This window comes from Caldisphaera sp. (assembly GCF_049974385.1).
Taxonomy (GTDB): Archaea; Thermoproteota; Thermoprotei_A; order Sulfolobales; family Acidilobaceae; genus Caldisphaera.
On record NZ_JBMFIW010000009.1, the window covers coordinates 1 to 16887 of the forward strand.

Consider the following 16887-nt stretch of genomic DNA (forward strand, 5'->3'; position numbering starts at 1 on the left):
CAGATAAAACTATAGAAGCGTTTAAGGGATTGTGGTTCCATACAGGTGATTTAGGTGTATTTGATGAAAATGGCTATCTATACTTTGTAGACAGAGCAAAAGATGCTATAAGGAAAAAAGGAGAAAATATTTCATCTTATGAAATAGAACAAACTTTATTAAAATTTGACAAAATAAAGGAAGCTGCAGTTATCCCTGTTCCTTCCGAAATAGGAGAAGATGAAGTTATGGCAGTAATATCGTTAAAAGAAAAGGTTAATCCTGAAGAAATTATCGACTTTTGCCTAGAAAACATGCCTAAATTCTGGGTACCAAGGTATATTAGATTTGTAGATTCCTTACCAAGAACTCCAACAGGAAGAATAGAGAAATATAAATTACGCAATCAAGGTATAACTAATGATACCGTAGATATGAATTTATATATAAAACAAAAATTACAATCCACTAGAAGATGATCAATATGGAAAAGGTATTAACAGAAATTATCGAAAACATATTAATAGTGACTTTAAATGACCCAAACAATAGAAACGCTGTTGATTTTGATATGGCTAATGAACTTGAAAAAATATGGATAAATTTTGAGAAAAACGATAACCTTAACGTAGCTATAATAACTGGCTCAGGAAATAATTTCTCGGCAGGCGCAAATCTATACGATGTTAAAAGATTATTGAATAGGGTTGAAAATCCTAATGGTCCTCTAGGCTTTACAAGATTAATAATAAATAAACCGGTTATAGCAGCTATAAATGGCTATTGTGTTGCAGGAGGATTAGAAATAGCCTTATGGGCTGATATAAGGGTTGCAGGAAAGAATTCAAAGTTTGGATTTTTGGAAAGAAGATTTGGTGTCCCATTAATAGACGGAGGAACTCAAAGGCTTCCTAAAATAATAGGTTTGGGAAGAGCATTGGATCTTATTTTAACTGGTAAGCTAATAGATGCACAAGAGGCATATCAAATAGGTTTAATAAATTATTTAGTAGAAGATGATGAAGTATTAAACAAAAGCATTGAAATAGCTAAAATGATAAGCAGTTTTCCACAAAACACGTTAAGAAACGATAGACTTTCCGTTTATGAAGGTCTAGGAAGAAGATTAAGCGATGGATTAAACATTGAGATGAAATACGGTATAGACTCTATAAAAACTAATGAGTTGATAAATGGGAGTGAGCTTTTTAAAAAAGGATTAGGAAGACATGGAGAAATAATTAAATAATTTACATTTTTATTAAATAAAGACCTTAGTTTAAAGATTTAAGTTAATGTATCAGGTCTAATTCTTTCTTAATTCGCAATAACAAATTATTAAAATCAAACCCTTGCAAATTTATAATTATCAATAAATTATTAAAGTCAAATTTATAATTATGCGCCCTCAGCAATTACTGCAACCTCGTACCACTCTAATTCTTTTTCATCTTTTTTGCTAACATCAATTATTATTTTCTTTTCCTCTTTACTATATACTAGATTACTCATATTTTTTCACCTGTTTAATATACTATCTGACGAAGCCTTATAAGTTGCTGCACTAGATAAAATAGACAGAAGTCTAAATAAAATTATTAATTAATATTTTAAATAAAAATATAAAAATAAAAGTCGTGAATTCTTTTGCTGAAATAAGTTTCCTATTAATCTTAAATTTAGAAGAACATATAAAATACCAAAAATTAATCTTATTTTTAAAATAATCTAAATCTTTATTAAAAATTAGATTGCAAATCGTCGCTGCTCAATTCATTTTCTTTACTTCTCCACTCAGATATTAAATCGAGATCGCTACCTAATTTTTTGCTGTCGCAAAGCTCTATTTTTACTAATGCGGGTAATTTAGCCATACTTCCTATTATTATTGCTTCTCCAGGGTTTAAACTTGGTAATAAACCAGCTAAATCGTCGCTTAATTCCTCACTTGCTTCTTGAACATATTTTATATCCTGCGGTTCAACCATTTTTAAAATTATTTTATTATTAGTTTGGCTCAATACATCAGAGTTAACGTTTTTCGGTCTTTGACTTACTAAAATAAGGCCGACCCCGAATTTTCTTCCTTCTCTTGCTACTCTTGAAGCCCAATACAAGCTCAAAGTATCGCCATTGTTTGGTATTAATACGTGAGCTTCTTCTATTACGACAAATAATGGAACAGGATAACCATTTTTACCTCTTTTAGATAGCTTTCTTTGCTGTAAAATTCTCCTTAAATAATGACTAACAACAGCATCTGCTCCTATCTCGTCTAACTCACTTAAATCAAAAACTGTTAACTTTCCAGGCTCTATTATTTGCTGTAGATTCAAAGGAGTATTAGAATCTAAAACTTCTCCATAGTAATCTTCGATATCATCTAGTTTGTTTAGAACACCATAAACATCTTTTTTAGTTTGACTATCAGCTTTTTTATCATCTAGTTTTTCTCTTAATTTCTCCATGAACTCAGCTACACTTATCTTGTTTTGCTTTAGCTCCTCTTTTGTCTCATTCCACGCTTTTCTTAAAACTCTTTCTTGATTTATTGCATTAACTGGAAATCTTGCTAAATCTTTAAGCTCACTAAATTCCATTACCGCTGGATTTATAGTAGGCTTGATAACTTTACCTTTATTACCTAGGTTTAAGTTACCATATTCTCCATGCATGTCAAATAAAACAACCGTACCTCCTAAATCATTAACTATTTTTTTAGCAAGAACACATACAGTATTGCTTTTTCCACCTCCTGTTACTGCAAGAATTGCTAAATGCCTTTGTATTTTATTTACATTTATTTTATAGTCAACTTCTATATTTGAAATAGCTAAAGACGATAACTTACCAATTGCTATCCAACCTTGCTCCTCTGGTCCTCCAAAAATATCTTTTAAATCTTCTTTTTTAGCCAAATAAACATTTGTACCTGGCATTGGAGGTATCTTAGGAGATTCTATTAATCCTTTTTTTAATGTCTCTAAATAACTAAGCCATCTTACAGAACCTTTAAGATAAGATTCCTTAACTAGTTCTCCATGCGATATAGCAGAAATTACAGAACCTACAGATTCAGGATCAGTAACGCTCTGAGGTAAAAGCCTACTTCCTGATATTAATTTTTCTACTATACCTAAAACACAACCTCCAGGAGTTTCTACAGTCAAATACATACCAGCTGATAACCTTACGCCTTGGTTATCTTGATTATTTTCTGAAAATATAACTAAGCTTTTCTCAGGCTCGCTTTCTCCCACAATCCACCCTAACGGAATCTCACTACATCCCATAAATATCACCCTAAAAATAAAGCATTGTTCTTTCTCTTACTTCACCTTCTAACCCACAAATCTTAATTAATGATTCCATATCATCATATGTTATCACAGCATGATGATGCGCTAAAACAAGAGGTGTTGGATATCCTCTTTGAAGAGGAATTGAAATAAGCTTTGATAATAATTCTTGGGCCAGATCTTCATAATTTTTCACATTTTTTTGCGTATCAAATAAAAACTCTATTTGTAATATAGGTCCACCTGTTGATAATCTAGCGTACAATTTCAAAACTCCTAACCTTTTTTCATAAAAATCTGAAATACCATTTATATCGGGGAACATTTTATCCCCCTTTCTTTCACCAGTTATATTATATGAACCGTACCTTATACTATCTTCCCATATCAAATAACCTGGAGTTGAAGGATATGCCCTTCTAATTATATGAACGTCAGGTAAATTGCCCTTACAAAAATCCCTTGATCTACTAGTTTTAGTTATAAATGTTGGGATTGAATTGCTTTCCCATATTTTTTCAATAAGAATTTTATATGAATACAATTTTTCCAATATTTCCAATGCAAGATACCAATCTGAGTCATCCAAGATATACCCATTTAATGCTCTTTTCATTAAAAGCTCAGGCATTTTTGGATGACTTACATTTTCACTTATCAATTCCCCTATATCTTTTATATTTCCTTCACTGTTATCTTCTATCTTTTCCTTAGCTATTTCTAATAATGAATTTAGCATATAGCCGTTCTTTATCGAAGATAAAGGCCTCCACCAAGCTATTATTGGCACTATACTTCCATCAAATAAAAATATGCCATTATTTGGCACCGAATTTAATGAGGAGCTTGCTTCTAAAATTTCTCTATATAGAGAAACTCTTGACATTGAATATTTTGGAGGCAATAATAAACCAAAAAAAGCTCTTTCTTCAGCTTTGTCTCTAATATTTGTATTATTAAACACCTTTGAGTATGACTTTACTGCATAGATAGTAAAAGTCTCAAACTCAGAAACTACATCCCCTCCATCTTCTGCTGAATACTCAATGATATCTCTTTTTTCTGGTAGTTCTTTCCAATCTATTTTGCATTTATTCTCATAAGGAAATTTTTTTATTATATTTAATATAACGTCTTTATTTTTTAAAACTGAATTAACTAAATTTGATTCCATAATCTCACCTGAAACTCTCTTCATTTTGGCATAAGACTTTTGATACACCTTCTTCTTTCTTTATACTACATATCTGATCTATACTATCCATTATATCACTATGATGACTTATTAAGAGCAATTGATATACCGGAGGAGGAACTTCACTTGTTTCGCTTTCGGTCAATTTCCCTAAAACCTCCACCAAGATCTTCCTTCTTTGCTCATCCAAGCTTTCAGTTGGCTCATCTAATGCCAAAAAGCCTATTTTAGCTTGAATTATTTTATTTAGAGCAATTATAAATGCTAATGCTATTACATTTTGCTCTCCACCACTTAAAATAGATATAGGTCTTTCATTACCTTCTCTATCTATAACGTAAACTCCTAAATTCCCTTCACTATTCTCTCTTATTTCTATTCTAGAATAATCGAGACCAAACCTAGAAAAAACATTATTCATTTCATTCTCTAATGAAATTAATGCATTGTTATATAAAGACCTCTGGATTTTGTCAAAAATATTTATTGATGCAAGTCCAACTGTCACTTTCTTTTCTATTTCATCTAAGGCATCTATTTCGTTTTTTAATCTAATTAAGCTATCTTCATTTGCTTTCTTTTCACCTTCTAAGGCGCTTATTTCTTTTATTAATTTTTGATATTGATTTTCTAAATCATCAGCCTCTTTCTTTAATTTCTTTATTTCTTCTTCTATTCCCACCATAGAATTTATCTTAGAATTAATTTCATCAAATTCTATAACTTTTTCATCTAACTCTTTTTTCTTATTAATTAGCTCTTGCTCATATTTCTCTTTATCTTCTTTATACTTATCCAGTAAATTAATCTTTGATTCTGCATCCTTAATTTTACTTTTAGCTTCTTCCATAGTTTTAGAATTCGTTTGCCTCAATAATGTTTTTTCAATTTCTTTAATTTTATTTTTAATTTCATTATAACTTGCAACCTTTTTCTCATATCCCTCCAACTTTTTAGAAATATCTTTTATATCTAAATTAATAAATTTAAAATATTCTAAAGCGCTTATATATTCATTATGTCCTCTCTCTAATTCATCGAATTTTTTCTTAATTTCATCGAATTCCTTTGTTTTGTTTTCTAGTTCAGAGCTTATTAATAAAAGTTTTTTCTCAGATACTTTCATTTCATCACTTATTTCATCACTTATTGATTTAAGTTCGTTGATTATATTTAATAATGATTTCAATTCATTTTCAATTAGCTTTATTTTATTATTTAATTCTATGTCTTCTTTATTAAGTTCTTTTAGTTCATTTTCATGCTTCTTAATTTCTTCAATATAGCTATTTTTCAAATCACTTATAGTTTTGCCTGTTAATTTGCTATGACAAACTGGGCATTCGCTGCTCTCTCCAGGCTTTTCTAAAACAGTTATATAGTTTTTCATTACTTTAATGTTATAATTGATAGTACTTATTTTATTACCTATCTCTTTTTCCTTTTCTTTATTTACTTCATTTTCCTTTTCCAACTTTTCATAATAATCTTCTAATTTTTCTATAATACTTTTTAAAGAATCTGCTATATCCTTAGATGCTTTCAAAACATTAATATCAACTAAATTCTTTAATAATTTTTCATTAATATTTAAAATATTGTTAATTTTATCTCTTTTCTTATTATAATTTTTATTTATTTCTTTTATACGTGCAAGATCGATCTTCATCGAATCTATTTCTTTTCTTAATTCTTCAATTTTCTTACTTAATTCCTCGTATTCCTTCTCAATTTCACTATTTTCTGACATTTTTTCATAATAATGTTTTATATGTTCTAGTTGATTTATTTCATTTTCAAGACTTCTATTCTCATCAACCAATTTATCATAATCTTCAACAAGATTATGCATATTTGCAATTGGCCTAATTTTTTCTATTTCAGCGATTTTAAAATCCAAAGATTTTATTTCAGATTTTATGGAATTTATATCAGATTTAATTTTATTTATTTCAGATTTTATGGAATCTTTTTTAGATTTCAAAACGTTTAATTCAATAATTTTGTTTTGCAAACTTAACAATTCGTTATTAATTTCTTCTTTTTTATTTTCAATAATAATTTTTTGTGTTTCTTTTTCTCTTACATTTTTAATAATTTCATTCAATTTTTTATTTATATTAGTTATTTCATTTTTTTTCTTTTCAATAACTTCTTTCAAATTATCTCTATGCCTTTGTTTTATATTATAAATTCCAACGCTTTCTTCATTTTTATTAGGCTTAACATCTATTTCTGTTAAATTTTCTTCAACTTCTTTATATAATTTTATTCCCAAAGCACTTTCTATCAATTCCTTAAAGTCTTTTCTAGAGTCACTCATTTTACTTGCTATATTGCTCAAAATATTTTGCTTAACTATAATTGAGCTCTGTAAAAAATCGCTTACATCAGGTAATGATTGCATGTTCAAATATTGCTTTAAAATATTTTTGTAATCTTCGACCTTTGATGCTTCAACCTTGCCATTTCTTTTTAAAGTGACTTCTGTATTTAATCCATCCTTGCCTCTTCTTGTTAAATATACAATGAGCTCTAATGTATTATTTCCTTCTAATTCCCTTAATTTAACTGTTACTGTTGCCTTACTTGAATTAGTTTTTATCAAATAAGATCTGTCTCTCCAAGGTTTTAGAGTCAACGCAAAGAATAGAGCTTCTAGTATGCTACTTTTTCCAGCTCCATTTTCACCAACTAATGCCATGCTGCCTGGTGAGAAATTTATTTTTGTATCTTCATGACTTAGAAAGTTTTTTAATGATATTGAATCAATAATATAATATCCCATTATTCTAACACCTTTTTTAGCTCTTCAAAACTGCTTTCCGATAGCTTGGATAACAATTCATTTACTCTATCCTCATTTTTTTCAAATGCAGCATCTCTTAATTCTATTAACAGTCTAGCTGTGCTTTCTTTAATTTTAAATTCATTAACCATTATATTTACTGGATCTAACACGCTTTTGCTCAAAGATTTTACTGAATGAGATTCTTCTATATCTTTATTTATTCTTTCTAATAAAGGTATTATAACTAGGTTTTCTTCATTTTTCACTTTTTCTACGTTTTGTAAAACTATCTTCGAATATACGTTTTTTGGTATGCTTATTTTTAAATAAATAAGAGGGTTCTTATCATTTTTTTCTAATGATCTTTTCTCAATATCAACTATACTTTTTATTTTATTGTAAATTTCCTTTTCATTCATTATTTCCAGTTCTTTTACAACATTTTTTCTTACCTTTATATCTATCTCTTGAATATCAGGGACATCTGTAGAAAGATCTATAAGTAACGGACCTCTCTTATTGGATAATCTTGCTTCATTAGACTCTATTGGGTATAATGACCCAGGATATGCATAATATTTTTTTTCTTTGCTAATCCACCTTCTGTGTATATGGCCCATTGCTATATAACTTGCTTCTGGCAGTTCATTTACAGAAACCAAGGCATCTTGAGGAAATATTGGTTCTATAGAAAAGTGTGCAACGAAAACACTCTTTCCACTAACCTTTTTTATTGCTTCATTATAATAAGGCAGTAATTCTTTAGCAAGTTGCCTTCTAAAATCTAAATTAGCTTTTCTAAATGGATATACAAATATGTTTAATTTGTTAACTGAAATTGTTGTATTCTTAACAATTTCTTCGTAAGTTTTTTCCTTAGGCATTGTTTTATCTGATGATCTTGACTCATATACAGGTGCATAAACTTTATCTACAGCTGAAGAAATTACTTGCAATATTGTTGATTCTCTTCTCCCTGGTGTATCGTGCTCTCCATGAGCTAATATTATAGGTATCCCCGAGTTAGTTAATTCTTTAAACCTTTGTATAACAAATTTTAAAGAATCGTTATCTGGCTTTGGACTATCAAATAGGTCTCCAGATATTATGAATGCATCAGGCTTTTCTTTTTTTATCATTTCAACAGATTGATCAAAGGCCTCTTTTATATCATCATAAATGGTGTTTTCATTATATGGTCTAGCGCCAATGTGAAGATCTGACATATGAACGATTTGCAATTTTTGAACCTCCTTTATTTTATTTATATGTATTACCTCTTAAATATTATTCCATGTCAGAATTCAAATAGGACTGCGTAATTAAAATAATTAAAATATTATTTTATTAATATTTTAATTATTAAATCTTATTTAATTGTAAAATAAAGAACAATGATATTAATGAACCAATAAATCCAATAGACATAATTAATGATAGCCAGTTATTTGATAAGCCCGATAAAACAAAATTTATACCTGAAATACCTGCCATTAAAACAAATAACCCTTCTACAAAGGATAAAATCAAAATTTTGTTATCTTTTTTAATCGCTGATATAACTAGCATAGCAATAGAAACCATGCCTATTATTATTCCAAGCATCATATGAAAAGATAAGAGAGGTATGATGCTAAAAACGTACATCATATAACCCATCATAAAAGGATAGCTCGAATAAGGTTGTACATTCATTGGCGCAAACAAATTTATTATCATTCCTGTTATAAATTGTACTGCTAATAAAGATATCTGAACTACTATTAACGCTAATGATATAGTGCTCTTATTCATTTTCATTCAATTCCTATCCCATATTATAATAAATCATTTATATATATTTCTTAATACTTAAAATAATTTTAACACTATGCATTGCACGAAGATCCATAATAATATTTGCAGGAAAAACAATCAACTGTAATTTCGAAAAGATATTGTTTGAAATTATGCAAATATAATTAAATAAACTTTTTATTCTTTTTTTGCTTTGATTCCCATGGCAATATCATCATATCTCAATATCCTAAATCCCACGCTTTTCAGCCTGCTAGATATTCTAGAAGGAAAACTTTTTCCTTTAACTCTACCAGGCTCTCCAGTATAATGAAACAAAATTCCATTCGGTTTTAATGCTGATAACAAATTTCTATAAAATTCACTTGAATATAACATACTTGTAGAAGAAGTAAACCTAGGAGGATCATGTATAATTATATCAAACTCATTATAAAAATTTTTTATAACATCTATAGCATTTCCTAAAACAATTTTTATCTTTTCTGAGTTCAATTCCCTGCTCCATGGATTCCTCTCTGCAAGCCATAAAACGTTTTCATCCATTTCTATTGTCACAACTTCCCTTGCACCAAGCTTTAAAGAACTTATAGCTGTATAGCCTAATCCAGTCCCAATTTCTAAAACCCTAGTACCTTTTTTAACCCCAGCTACTGAAGTCTTCCTTTTTGCATCATCTATCGGGGAAATACCCTTAATTCTATGCATATGTATTCCATTAATTTCCAAAGTAACAAAGTTAGATCCTTCTAAAGGAACTAGCTTATAATAGTTTGTTTGTGTTCTGATTTCAGCTTCTTGATACCCTTGATCAATCAAAATTATTGATCTTCTATTAATATGAGCCTTTAAAATATCATAATCAATTTCAAATATCTTATTATTGAATTTTATCTCTATTTTATTATTGAATTTATTTATATAATCAGGCTTATCTCTGCCACAGTTTATTGTAGATAAACTTTCATTAGTTATATTGCTTGATTCGTTAGGTGTTAATGCTATGCCCTTGAATGACTCGAATTCGAATATTTCCAAATCCATCACATGATATCAAGCTAATAGTGAGTTCTAATAAAGTTATTTAAACCACCAGTAAAATACCGAATCTTCTGCATTTATTGGATTTTCTTGGTAAGATATTTGATTGTTATATGCATACATATATGGCTTTATAACCCATTGCAAATTTGGCTGATATTCGTAGACATATAAGTAGAGATTTATAGCTATTTGCTCTGCTTCTTTATAATATAACTGTGCCATAGTGCTATTACCTTTTAATGCCGCAGAATTGGCTAAAATCAATAAATTGTTTAATTCATTATATTCAAGAGACTCATTCTGGAATAAGTTTGCCAAAAAAGTATTACCCTGTGAAGCAAAATATTTACTTAAGTTCTCAAAATAAGAAACATTCCATCCATTAGGAGCTGGATAATCGCCGGTTTGTAAATACAAAGCATTTGTAAAATCGCTTGCTAATGGATAATCCGGAACCCATTCTAAATTATATATAGGCATGGGATTTTGCCCAGGTATTTGATATGACATTATAGTTGTCTGTGTCATATATAATGGTTGTGCATTTATATTTGGATCCATTTCATGTAATGCCTGTGACCACATTTCTGCAGCTGTAAAATCAACAGTATCACCGCTTGATACTATTATTGGGAAGTTAACTGTTATATTGTAAAAACCTGATTCTTCCATTAATTGCTTTGCATAAGTTAAATTAAATGTTGGGCAGCCTGTTAATTCTGATGGTGGAATATAATAAGGTAAACCAGGTATAATAGCACCGCAAATAGGATCTCCAAAATTAAAATGATACCTTACATTACCTAAAATGTTGTTAAAGAATTGCGTATAATTAAATGCATAAGCAAATGCTTCTCTAACCAATGGATTTGCAAAATAGTATGAAGGTATACTATAAGATGGGTTTAAAGAAGATAAAATACTGGTGCTTATATTTGAAGTAAAAGCAAAAATATATTCGTTTAGACTTGGAAATTCGTATAAGGATGCTTGCCCTTCGGATTCAAGCTTTTCTATTGAAGGCATGTAGTTTGATGGTAAAAATGTTACTATATCTGCTTGTCCTGATGAGAACATTTCATATGCAGTATTTGGATCTTTAACCCAATAAATTATTATAGTATCATTTGGTTTTGGTATGTATGTTATATTATTAGGCCAATATGGGTTTGGCTTTAATACAACGCTTTGACCTGGGGTATAAGATGATATCATGTATGGTCCAGAAGATATTGGTGACCATTGTATTATTGTGTTATAATTACCTTCGTTTGCTTGTTGTTCATATTGGTAAAAGCCTGAAGGAGTGAAATTAATGCCTGCACCTATTTGATTTAACCATTTGGCATCTAATATACCCGTTCCTTCAGGGTCTGCCAATGCTGTAAACAAGAACTGTGGAGAGGCAGGCCTTGATAAATGCAAAGTTACTGTATCTGTTTGATTATTATATGTTATTGCATTCATTATTTCTTCAAATCCTTGCGTATCGTTTGGTGATGTTATAACTGAAGTAAATGGGGTATAATTTGGTATTAGATATTGGGTTAATATCCAACCTGGTGTGCCTGGTGTTCCTCCTGCAAACAAAACATCCCTTATTAATGAATACCATACATCGTATGCTGTTATCGGATCTCCGTTTGAGAAGTATAAACCTGGTCTTATCTTAAATATGTAAATAGTATAATTAGGTGAAATCGCTCCATACATATATCTAGCTGTTACATCAGACCAATTGCTAACTTTTGGTAAATATGCTGCTGCCATTGGTAAAAATGATGAAGTTGAAGAACCATTATATATAACTAATGTAGAATATATGTTCAAAAGCTCTTCAAAACCAACAGTATCGTAATCTATTTGAGGATCAAAGCTATATGGTCCTCCAGGTACGTTTTCTGCAGATATAATTAATTTAGAATTTGGTGTATCAAAGTAAGTTGTAAACAATGCGAATTTTTCTCCATTTCCTGATACTGCAACTGTTTGATATGTTGTATAATTATATGTTTTTCCTGATGATACGTTTTTAGTAACAATTGTTAATGATATTGCATATAAACCCGGTTTATTATAAACAACTACTGGATTATATAGTGGTAATAGACTTGTTTGATTAGCTATTATTGTTTCTGTTGTTCCATTACCAAAATTCCATATATATTCATATATTGTCATGTTTTGACCTGATGGTGGCTGTAAAAAGCTACCAATCAAATAAATTTTTTGTGAAACATTAAATAGAGGAGCAGTTGGATTTTCTGTTGAGTTAAAAGTTATAGTGGGGACAGTTAAATATTGAGACAAATTATATGATATGTTTGGAGTAATTATAATCCTCATTAAATTTTGAGAAGAGGAACCAATAAGCTTACCATCTTGATAAACATTATAATATATTAGGTAATCTCCAGGATATTTGTAATATAAATTAACATAATTATAAGATGTGTTTATTGCGTATCCGTTTCCTGCATATAATATGGCAAAATCTTTTGCATTGATATTATAATTAGGTATATATACGCTTAAGTTTTGTCCTGCAACTGAAGTTAAAGACGTTGGAGATGCAGGCTTTAATGCTATAACTTTTATCTTGGTATTAGTTTGTGTAGAAATTAAATAAAAATGGTAAAATGCAAGCAAGGAAAAAATTATAATAATAGCAAATGTAGCAATGTAAGTATAATTTAACTTTGCACCCCGAATTCTATTATATTGGTTCATCTTATTTATGCATCGCCCAATAAATTTATTTTCTGCTAGTTTAAAAACATTTTTAAAGCATTTTATTGTAAAAAATATAAGAGAATTTTAAAACTAGATTTATTTTATATTATTTGGCGTAATACTTTGTTTTACTTATTTTGAATTATCTAAAATAATTGACTAAATTTCGATCTTTATTAATTGCTTGAATTCTTTAGTTAAATTATTGCTTAATATTTCATCTTTATTATAAACAGCTAAATCAAAGTCTTTGATAGAAATACTGGTATCATTTAAATCAAGCACGAGCTGTATATTAATTATAACATCCTTAGGAATATTATATTTCTCTACTAATATTCCATATAAATTTTTATTTAAATCAGTTAAAAATTGATTTACAAGTTTAGGATCAACCTTTTTCTCTTTATAAAATTTACGAAAAGCAGCATTTGTAACTCTACGCAACTTAAGGGCATAGCCGCTCATCCTTACAGGCCCAGTTTTTAATAAAATTTCCATAATAATCACCCGCTCCTTCTATCCCATTATATATATGTATATAGAATTATTTATTTTTTTAATAAACTTAAGATAAACTTTACTAAATTTTTCTTGATGTTAAATTAAGAATTAGTTCTTACTTATTACATTTAAATTTTTTATAACTATAACGAAAAAGCGGTGGAAAAATGAAGACAAAACAAATCATGATGAAGGCCTGCATGACATATTTAAAGACGCTGGAGCTTATCAAGTAATAAGGATAAGAAGATTTATAGGAAGGGCCCTTGCCGGAATTGCTTTATCAAATAATATAGGAGGTGTCCTTATAGAATCAACGGAAAGCAGTTCAAATGCTGTTAAAAAACAATGGTTATGCTTTAGGTTTCTTTAAAGTAGAAAAAGGATCTAAATGCGAAGGAATGAAAATTTCAGATATACCTAGCGGTTTAGTGCCTATATTAATAGAGAAAAATAATTATTTTACTCCATATTTTTCTAGAGACTTCATTCTTGAGGCAGAAGATAGCTTAGTTATATTGGGAGATCCATCTAAATTTAATATGCTAAAGAAATTGTGTTCTACAAAAGCAGATTGAACAAACATTTAATAATCATAGATATTTATAAATTAATGGGTGTATTAAGTGGGATTAGAAAATATTAAAGGAAATACCTATATATACAAAGGTAGTCCTTCAACATTATTTTACAAAAATGATGATGAATTATATATAGTAGATCCTGGCCAAGGATCAAAAAGGCCAAAAGAGCTTAAATCTATAGTTAATAGATTAAATCCAAAAAAGTCCATAGCATTTATAACACATTATCATAGTGATCATATATCAGTTTTAGGCGAGGGTTTTTCAACTAATGAAATAGCCATTTCAGAAATTGATGCGCCAGCTCTAAAAGATCCCAAGCTTAGGACTTTGCTTACATTTGGATATTTTTTAAACCAAGATGATAATATACTTCCATTTAAAGCAAAATCTATTAAGCCAACGATGTTGATAACTAATCAAGAAAAATTTGGACCTTTAGATTTAGTTCCTTTACCAGGCCATACACAAGGACAATTGGGTGTTATAACACCGGATGGTGTTTTATATGCAGGAGACTCATTATTTGGAGATAAGGTTTTATCAAAATACGGAATTCCCTATCACCAATATCCTTGCAAATCTATTGAAAGCCTCAAGACAATTCTCAATTTGCTACCAAAGCTTGAAACGGTTATTCCATCTCACGGACCAGTAGTAAAAAGCTCTGAAGCATACCAATTAGTTGAAAGTAACATCAAAAAAATAACGGAGGTCGAGGAAGAACTAAAAAACATATTAAATGAACCCCAAAACTTGTCTTCAATTACAAAAAATCTCACATCAAAATACAAAAGTGAAGAACCTGATATCGGCGTCTATTTGTTAGCTGAAAATACGATAAGAGGTTATTTAGCTTGCTTAAGAGAAGAAGGTTTGGTTGAAGCTATTAATGATAATGAAATAAAATGGAAATTAATAAAGAAGTAATATAGATTTTTAAATTGTTTTTAACCTTAATTTAATAAAATATGTTTAAATATTTAAAGAGATTTTGAGTTTATTCTTTTCTTTGTTTAACTATTAATTATATTAACCGAATTAAATTTTAATGGCTAATAAGCAGTTAACAACTGAGTGAAAAAGTAAACTATGTAGACCTTACGGACAGGTCTCTGGTGTTAGAAAATGAATTCATCTGAGCCAATGATGAAGATAATTATGAAAGCTGTGAAGCATGTTCATCCAGAAATAACAATGAAATTAGGACATATAATTTTCTCAATACCCTTAAAAGAAAGCAATTGTAAAGACCCATATAAAATTGGATCTGCAAATGTCTGTGGTAGAGTTGGAATAGCTGCGGGATTAGATAAAAATGGGAAATATACGAAATTCTTATCTCATTTTAGCCCAGGCTTTATTGTTGTAGGTTCGACTACGCCCAAAAAAAGAATAGGAAATAAACCGCCAAGAGTAGCTAGAATCAAGCCTTATTCCATGGTTAATGCTATGGGATTAAATAATGATGGCCTACCATTAATTTTACCTAGAGTTTCAAGGGTAAACTACCCAATTTTTATTAGTGTAGCAGGATTTAACCTTTTTGAAATTGAAGAACAAATAATTTACTTAAATAGATTTTCTACCAATAACATACAAGGTATAGAAGTTAACCTATCAAGCCCTACTTATAAAGGTAAATGGAAAGATATAATACCAACATTAGCTTCCTCAAAAAAACAAATTTTTATTAAAATAGGCCCAGGCTTCAAAATTGAAGATTATGTTAAACTAGCCAGCAAAGAAGGTTTTGGATTAGTCTTAACAAACACTTTGCCCATAGAAGATCAAAGAATTAGCGCTAAAAGAGGGGGTTTAAGTGGCTTATTGCTATATAGATTATCAAATTATATGATTAAAAAAGCAAGAGAATCAGGGGGAAATGAAATACCTATTATCGGGGTTGGAGGAATTATGAGTTGTAAGCAATTAAAAGAAATATTAAAATATGCAAATGCCGTTGAAATCTATACAGCAATATTGTATATGGGCCCAGGAATAATAAGTAGCTTAAACCTAAAATGTAAATAAGTGCATTATGTTTAAACTCCTTTAGCTCCTCCACCAAGAGCAGCTAAACCTCTTATGAAATATCTTCCCAAGAATATGAATATTACTAATGGTACAATAGAACCTACTACACCTGCAGCAAAAGATCTATTATATATTATAGCATAACCTCCTGCATATTGTCTCACAGCAACTGACAAAAGCATTTCTTGCGGATTAGATATTAACAAAATTGGTATGAAAAAGTTATCCCAAATTTGTAAGAATGTAAATATAAATGTTGATAAGAACCCAGGAACTAATAAAGGCATCATAACTTTCCAAAAGACTCTCCAATCACTTGCTCCATCTATTTTTGCTGCTTCCAACAAATATTTTGGAATGGAAGGCATGAAGATTGACATAAGTAAGGCTGCCATTGGTATATAAAACATCAGATATGCTATTATTACACCATAATATGTATTGTATAAATGTAAAGAAGTTACTATTTGAATTAATGGAACGGTAGTCGTTTCTACAGGCAAATATGTAGCAAGAGATATGATAGCAAAGCCTATTGTGCTCCATATATAGTGTCTATCCATAATCATATAAAAGAAATAAGCCCCATAGCTCCTAATAATGTAGCTAAAGCCGCTATTGGTACATCTATCAAGATTTCCCTAATTAAGGGATATTCTAATCCTATTAAACCATAGATACCTCCAAATCCATGCCATACAAAATAATAAGCTTCTCCGCTTGGTTTTGAAGGAGGTAACAAAGCAGGTGTAGATGCAGCAGCTATATTAGATTTAAGGGCTCCAACGAATAATGCATATAAAGGCATTAACCATAAAATTATAAGAATAGCCGCTATTATTTGCAATATGGCATATTTAATAACTCTAACATAGTAATTTTCAGGTTTATATAAATTGTTTTTATTACCCATTTTATCTCATC

At 29.5% G+C, this 16887-nt stretch carries 13 protein-coding genes and 1 pseudogene; 5 read left to right on the forward strand and 9 right to left on the reverse strand.

The genetic code is table 11. The features are described 5' to 3' along the window. The coding region (locus ACP5GV_RS03410; protein ID WP_428102261.1) for an AMP-binding enzyme at window positions 1–458 on the forward strand (458 nt) is incomplete at its 5' end. 5 nt (window positions 459–463) lie between these two features. Continuing rightward, window positions 464–1228, forward strand: coding sequence for a crotonase/enoyl-CoA hydratase family protein (locus ACP5GV_RS03415; RefSeq protein WP_428090612.1), 765 nt, complete (start codon window positions 464–466; stop codon window positions 1226–1228). Window positions 1229–1718: 490 nt separating this feature from the next. Here ACP5GV_RS03415 and ACP5GV_RS03420 read toward each other — a convergent pair whose 3' ends face one another. From ACP5GV_RS03420 to ACP5GV_RS03455, 8 genes are all read right to left on the reverse strand, one after another. Beyond that, the gene (locus ACP5GV_RS03420; RefSeq protein ID WP_428102263.1) at window positions 1719–3272 is read right to left on the reverse strand and encodes a helicase HerA domain-containing protein; all 1554 of its coding nucleotides are present in this window, start codon (window positions 3270–3272) and stop codon (window positions 1719–1721) included. 10 nt (window positions 3273–3282) lie between these two features. Further along, window positions 3283–4452, reverse strand: coding sequence for a DNA double-strand break repair nuclease NurA (locus ACP5GV_RS03425; RefSeq protein WP_428102266.1), 1170 nt, complete (start codon window positions 4450–4452; stop codon window positions 3283–3285). Between the two features lie 4 nt (window positions 4453–4456). Next, window positions 4457–7261, reverse strand: coding sequence for an AAA family ATPase (locus tag ACP5GV_RS03430; protein WP_428102268.1), 2805 nt, complete (start codon window positions 7259–7261; stop codon window positions 4457–4459). Further along, complete coding sequence (locus ACP5GV_RS03435; protein WP_428069976.1) at window positions 7261–8505, reverse strand: metallophosphoesterase family protein; 1245 nt, start codon at window positions 8503–8505, stop codon at window positions 7261–7263. The genes ACP5GV_RS03430 and ACP5GV_RS03435 overlap by 1 nt, the downstream gene beginning before the upstream one ends. A gap of 121 nt (window positions 8506–8626) precedes the next feature. After that, window positions 8627–9064 (reverse strand): hypothetical protein, encoded by a 438-nt coding sequence (locus ACP5GV_RS03440; protein WP_428102270.1) that lies wholly within the window; start codon window positions 9062–9064, stop codon window positions 8627–8629. A gap of 174 nt (window positions 9065–9238) precedes the next feature. After that, complete coding sequence (locus ACP5GV_RS03445; RefSeq protein ID WP_428102272.1) at window positions 9239–10099, reverse strand: methyltransferase domain-containing protein; 861 nt, start codon at window positions 10097–10099, stop codon at window positions 9239–9241. A 42-nt stretch (window positions 10100–10141) separates the two neighbouring features. Next, window positions 10142–12835 (reverse strand): ABC transporter substrate-binding protein, encoded by a 2694-nt coding sequence (locus ACP5GV_RS03450; protein ID WP_428102275.1) that lies wholly within the window; start codon window positions 12833–12835, stop codon window positions 10142–10144. 162 nt (window positions 12836–12997) lie between these two features. Beyond that, entirely contained in the window at window positions 12998–13339 is a 342-nt protein-coding gene (locus ACP5GV_RS03455; RefSeq protein WP_292319257.1) for a DUF2258 domain-containing protein, read from the reverse strand. Window positions 13340–13674: 335 nt separating this feature from the next. Between ACP5GV_RS03455 and ACP5GV_RS03460 the strand changes: the two genes are divergently transcribed. The 3 genes from ACP5GV_RS03460 to ACP5GV_RS03470 all read left to right on the forward strand — a co-directional run bounded on the left by ACP5GV_RS03460 (window position 13675) and on the right by ACP5GV_RS03470 (window position 15960). Next, window positions 13675–13920, forward strand: a complete 246-nt coding sequence (locus ACP5GV_RS03460) for a TrkA C-terminal domain-containing protein (RefSeq protein ID WP_428102278.1) — start codon at window positions 13675–13677, stop codon at window positions 13918–13920. A 48-nt stretch (window positions 13921–13968) separates the two neighbouring features. Beyond that, window positions 13969–14856: an MBL fold metallo-hydrolase gene (locus tag ACP5GV_RS03465; protein WP_428102280.1), complete on the forward strand. Its 888-nt coding sequence runs from the start codon at window positions 13969–13971 to the stop codon at window positions 14854–14856. Window positions 14857–15054: 198 nt separating this feature from the next. Further along, the gene (locus tag ACP5GV_RS03470; protein WP_428102282.1) at window positions 15055–15960 is read left to right on the forward strand and encodes a dihydroorotate dehydrogenase 2; all 906 of its coding nucleotides are present in this window, start codon (window positions 15055–15057) and stop codon (window positions 15958–15960) included. Between the two features lie 11 nt (window positions 15961–15971). Here ACP5GV_RS03470 and glcU read toward each other — a convergent pair. After that, window positions 15972–16876 (reverse strand): annotated as a pseudogene (gene glcU, locus ACP5GV_RS03475) (glucose ABC transporter permease GlcU). Window positions 16877–16887: the final 11 nt, after the last annotated feature.

Coding starts and splice junctions, on each gene's coding strand:
- ACP5GV_RS03430 (WP_428102268.1), bottom strand. CDS start 7,261: ATGGGATATTATATTATTGATTCAATATCATTAAAAAACTTTCTAAGT.
- ACP5GV_RS03450 (WP_428102275.1), bottom strand. CDS start 12,835: ATGAACCAATATAATAGAATTCGGGGTGCAAAGTTAAATTATACTTAC.
- ACP5GV_RS03425 (WP_428102266.1), bottom strand. CDS start 4,452: ATGGAATCAAATTTAGTTAATTCAGTTTTAAAAAATAAAGACGTTATA.
- ACP5GV_RS03440 (WP_428102270.1), bottom strand. CDS start 9,064: ATGAAAATGAATAAGAGCACTATATCATTAGCGTTAATAGTAGTTCAG.
- ACP5GV_RS03455 (WP_292319257.1), bottom strand. CDS start 13,339: ATGGAAATTTTATTAAAAACTGGGCCTGTAAGGATGAGCGGCTATGCC.
- ACP5GV_RS03460 (WP_428102278.1), top strand. CDS start 13,675: ATGCTGTTAAAAAACAATGGTTATGCTTTAGGTTTCTTTAAAGTAGAA.
- ACP5GV_RS03470 (WP_428102282.1), top strand. CDS start 15,055: ATGAATTCATCTGAGCCAATGATGAAGATAATTATGAAAGCTGTGAAG.
- ACP5GV_RS03420 (WP_428102263.1), bottom strand. CDS start 3,272: ATGGGATGTAGTGAGATTCCGTTAGGGTGGATTGTGGGAGAAAGCGAG.
- ACP5GV_RS03415 (WP_428090612.1), top strand. CDS start 464: ATGGAAAAGGTATTAACAGAAATTATCGAAAACATATTAATAGTGACT.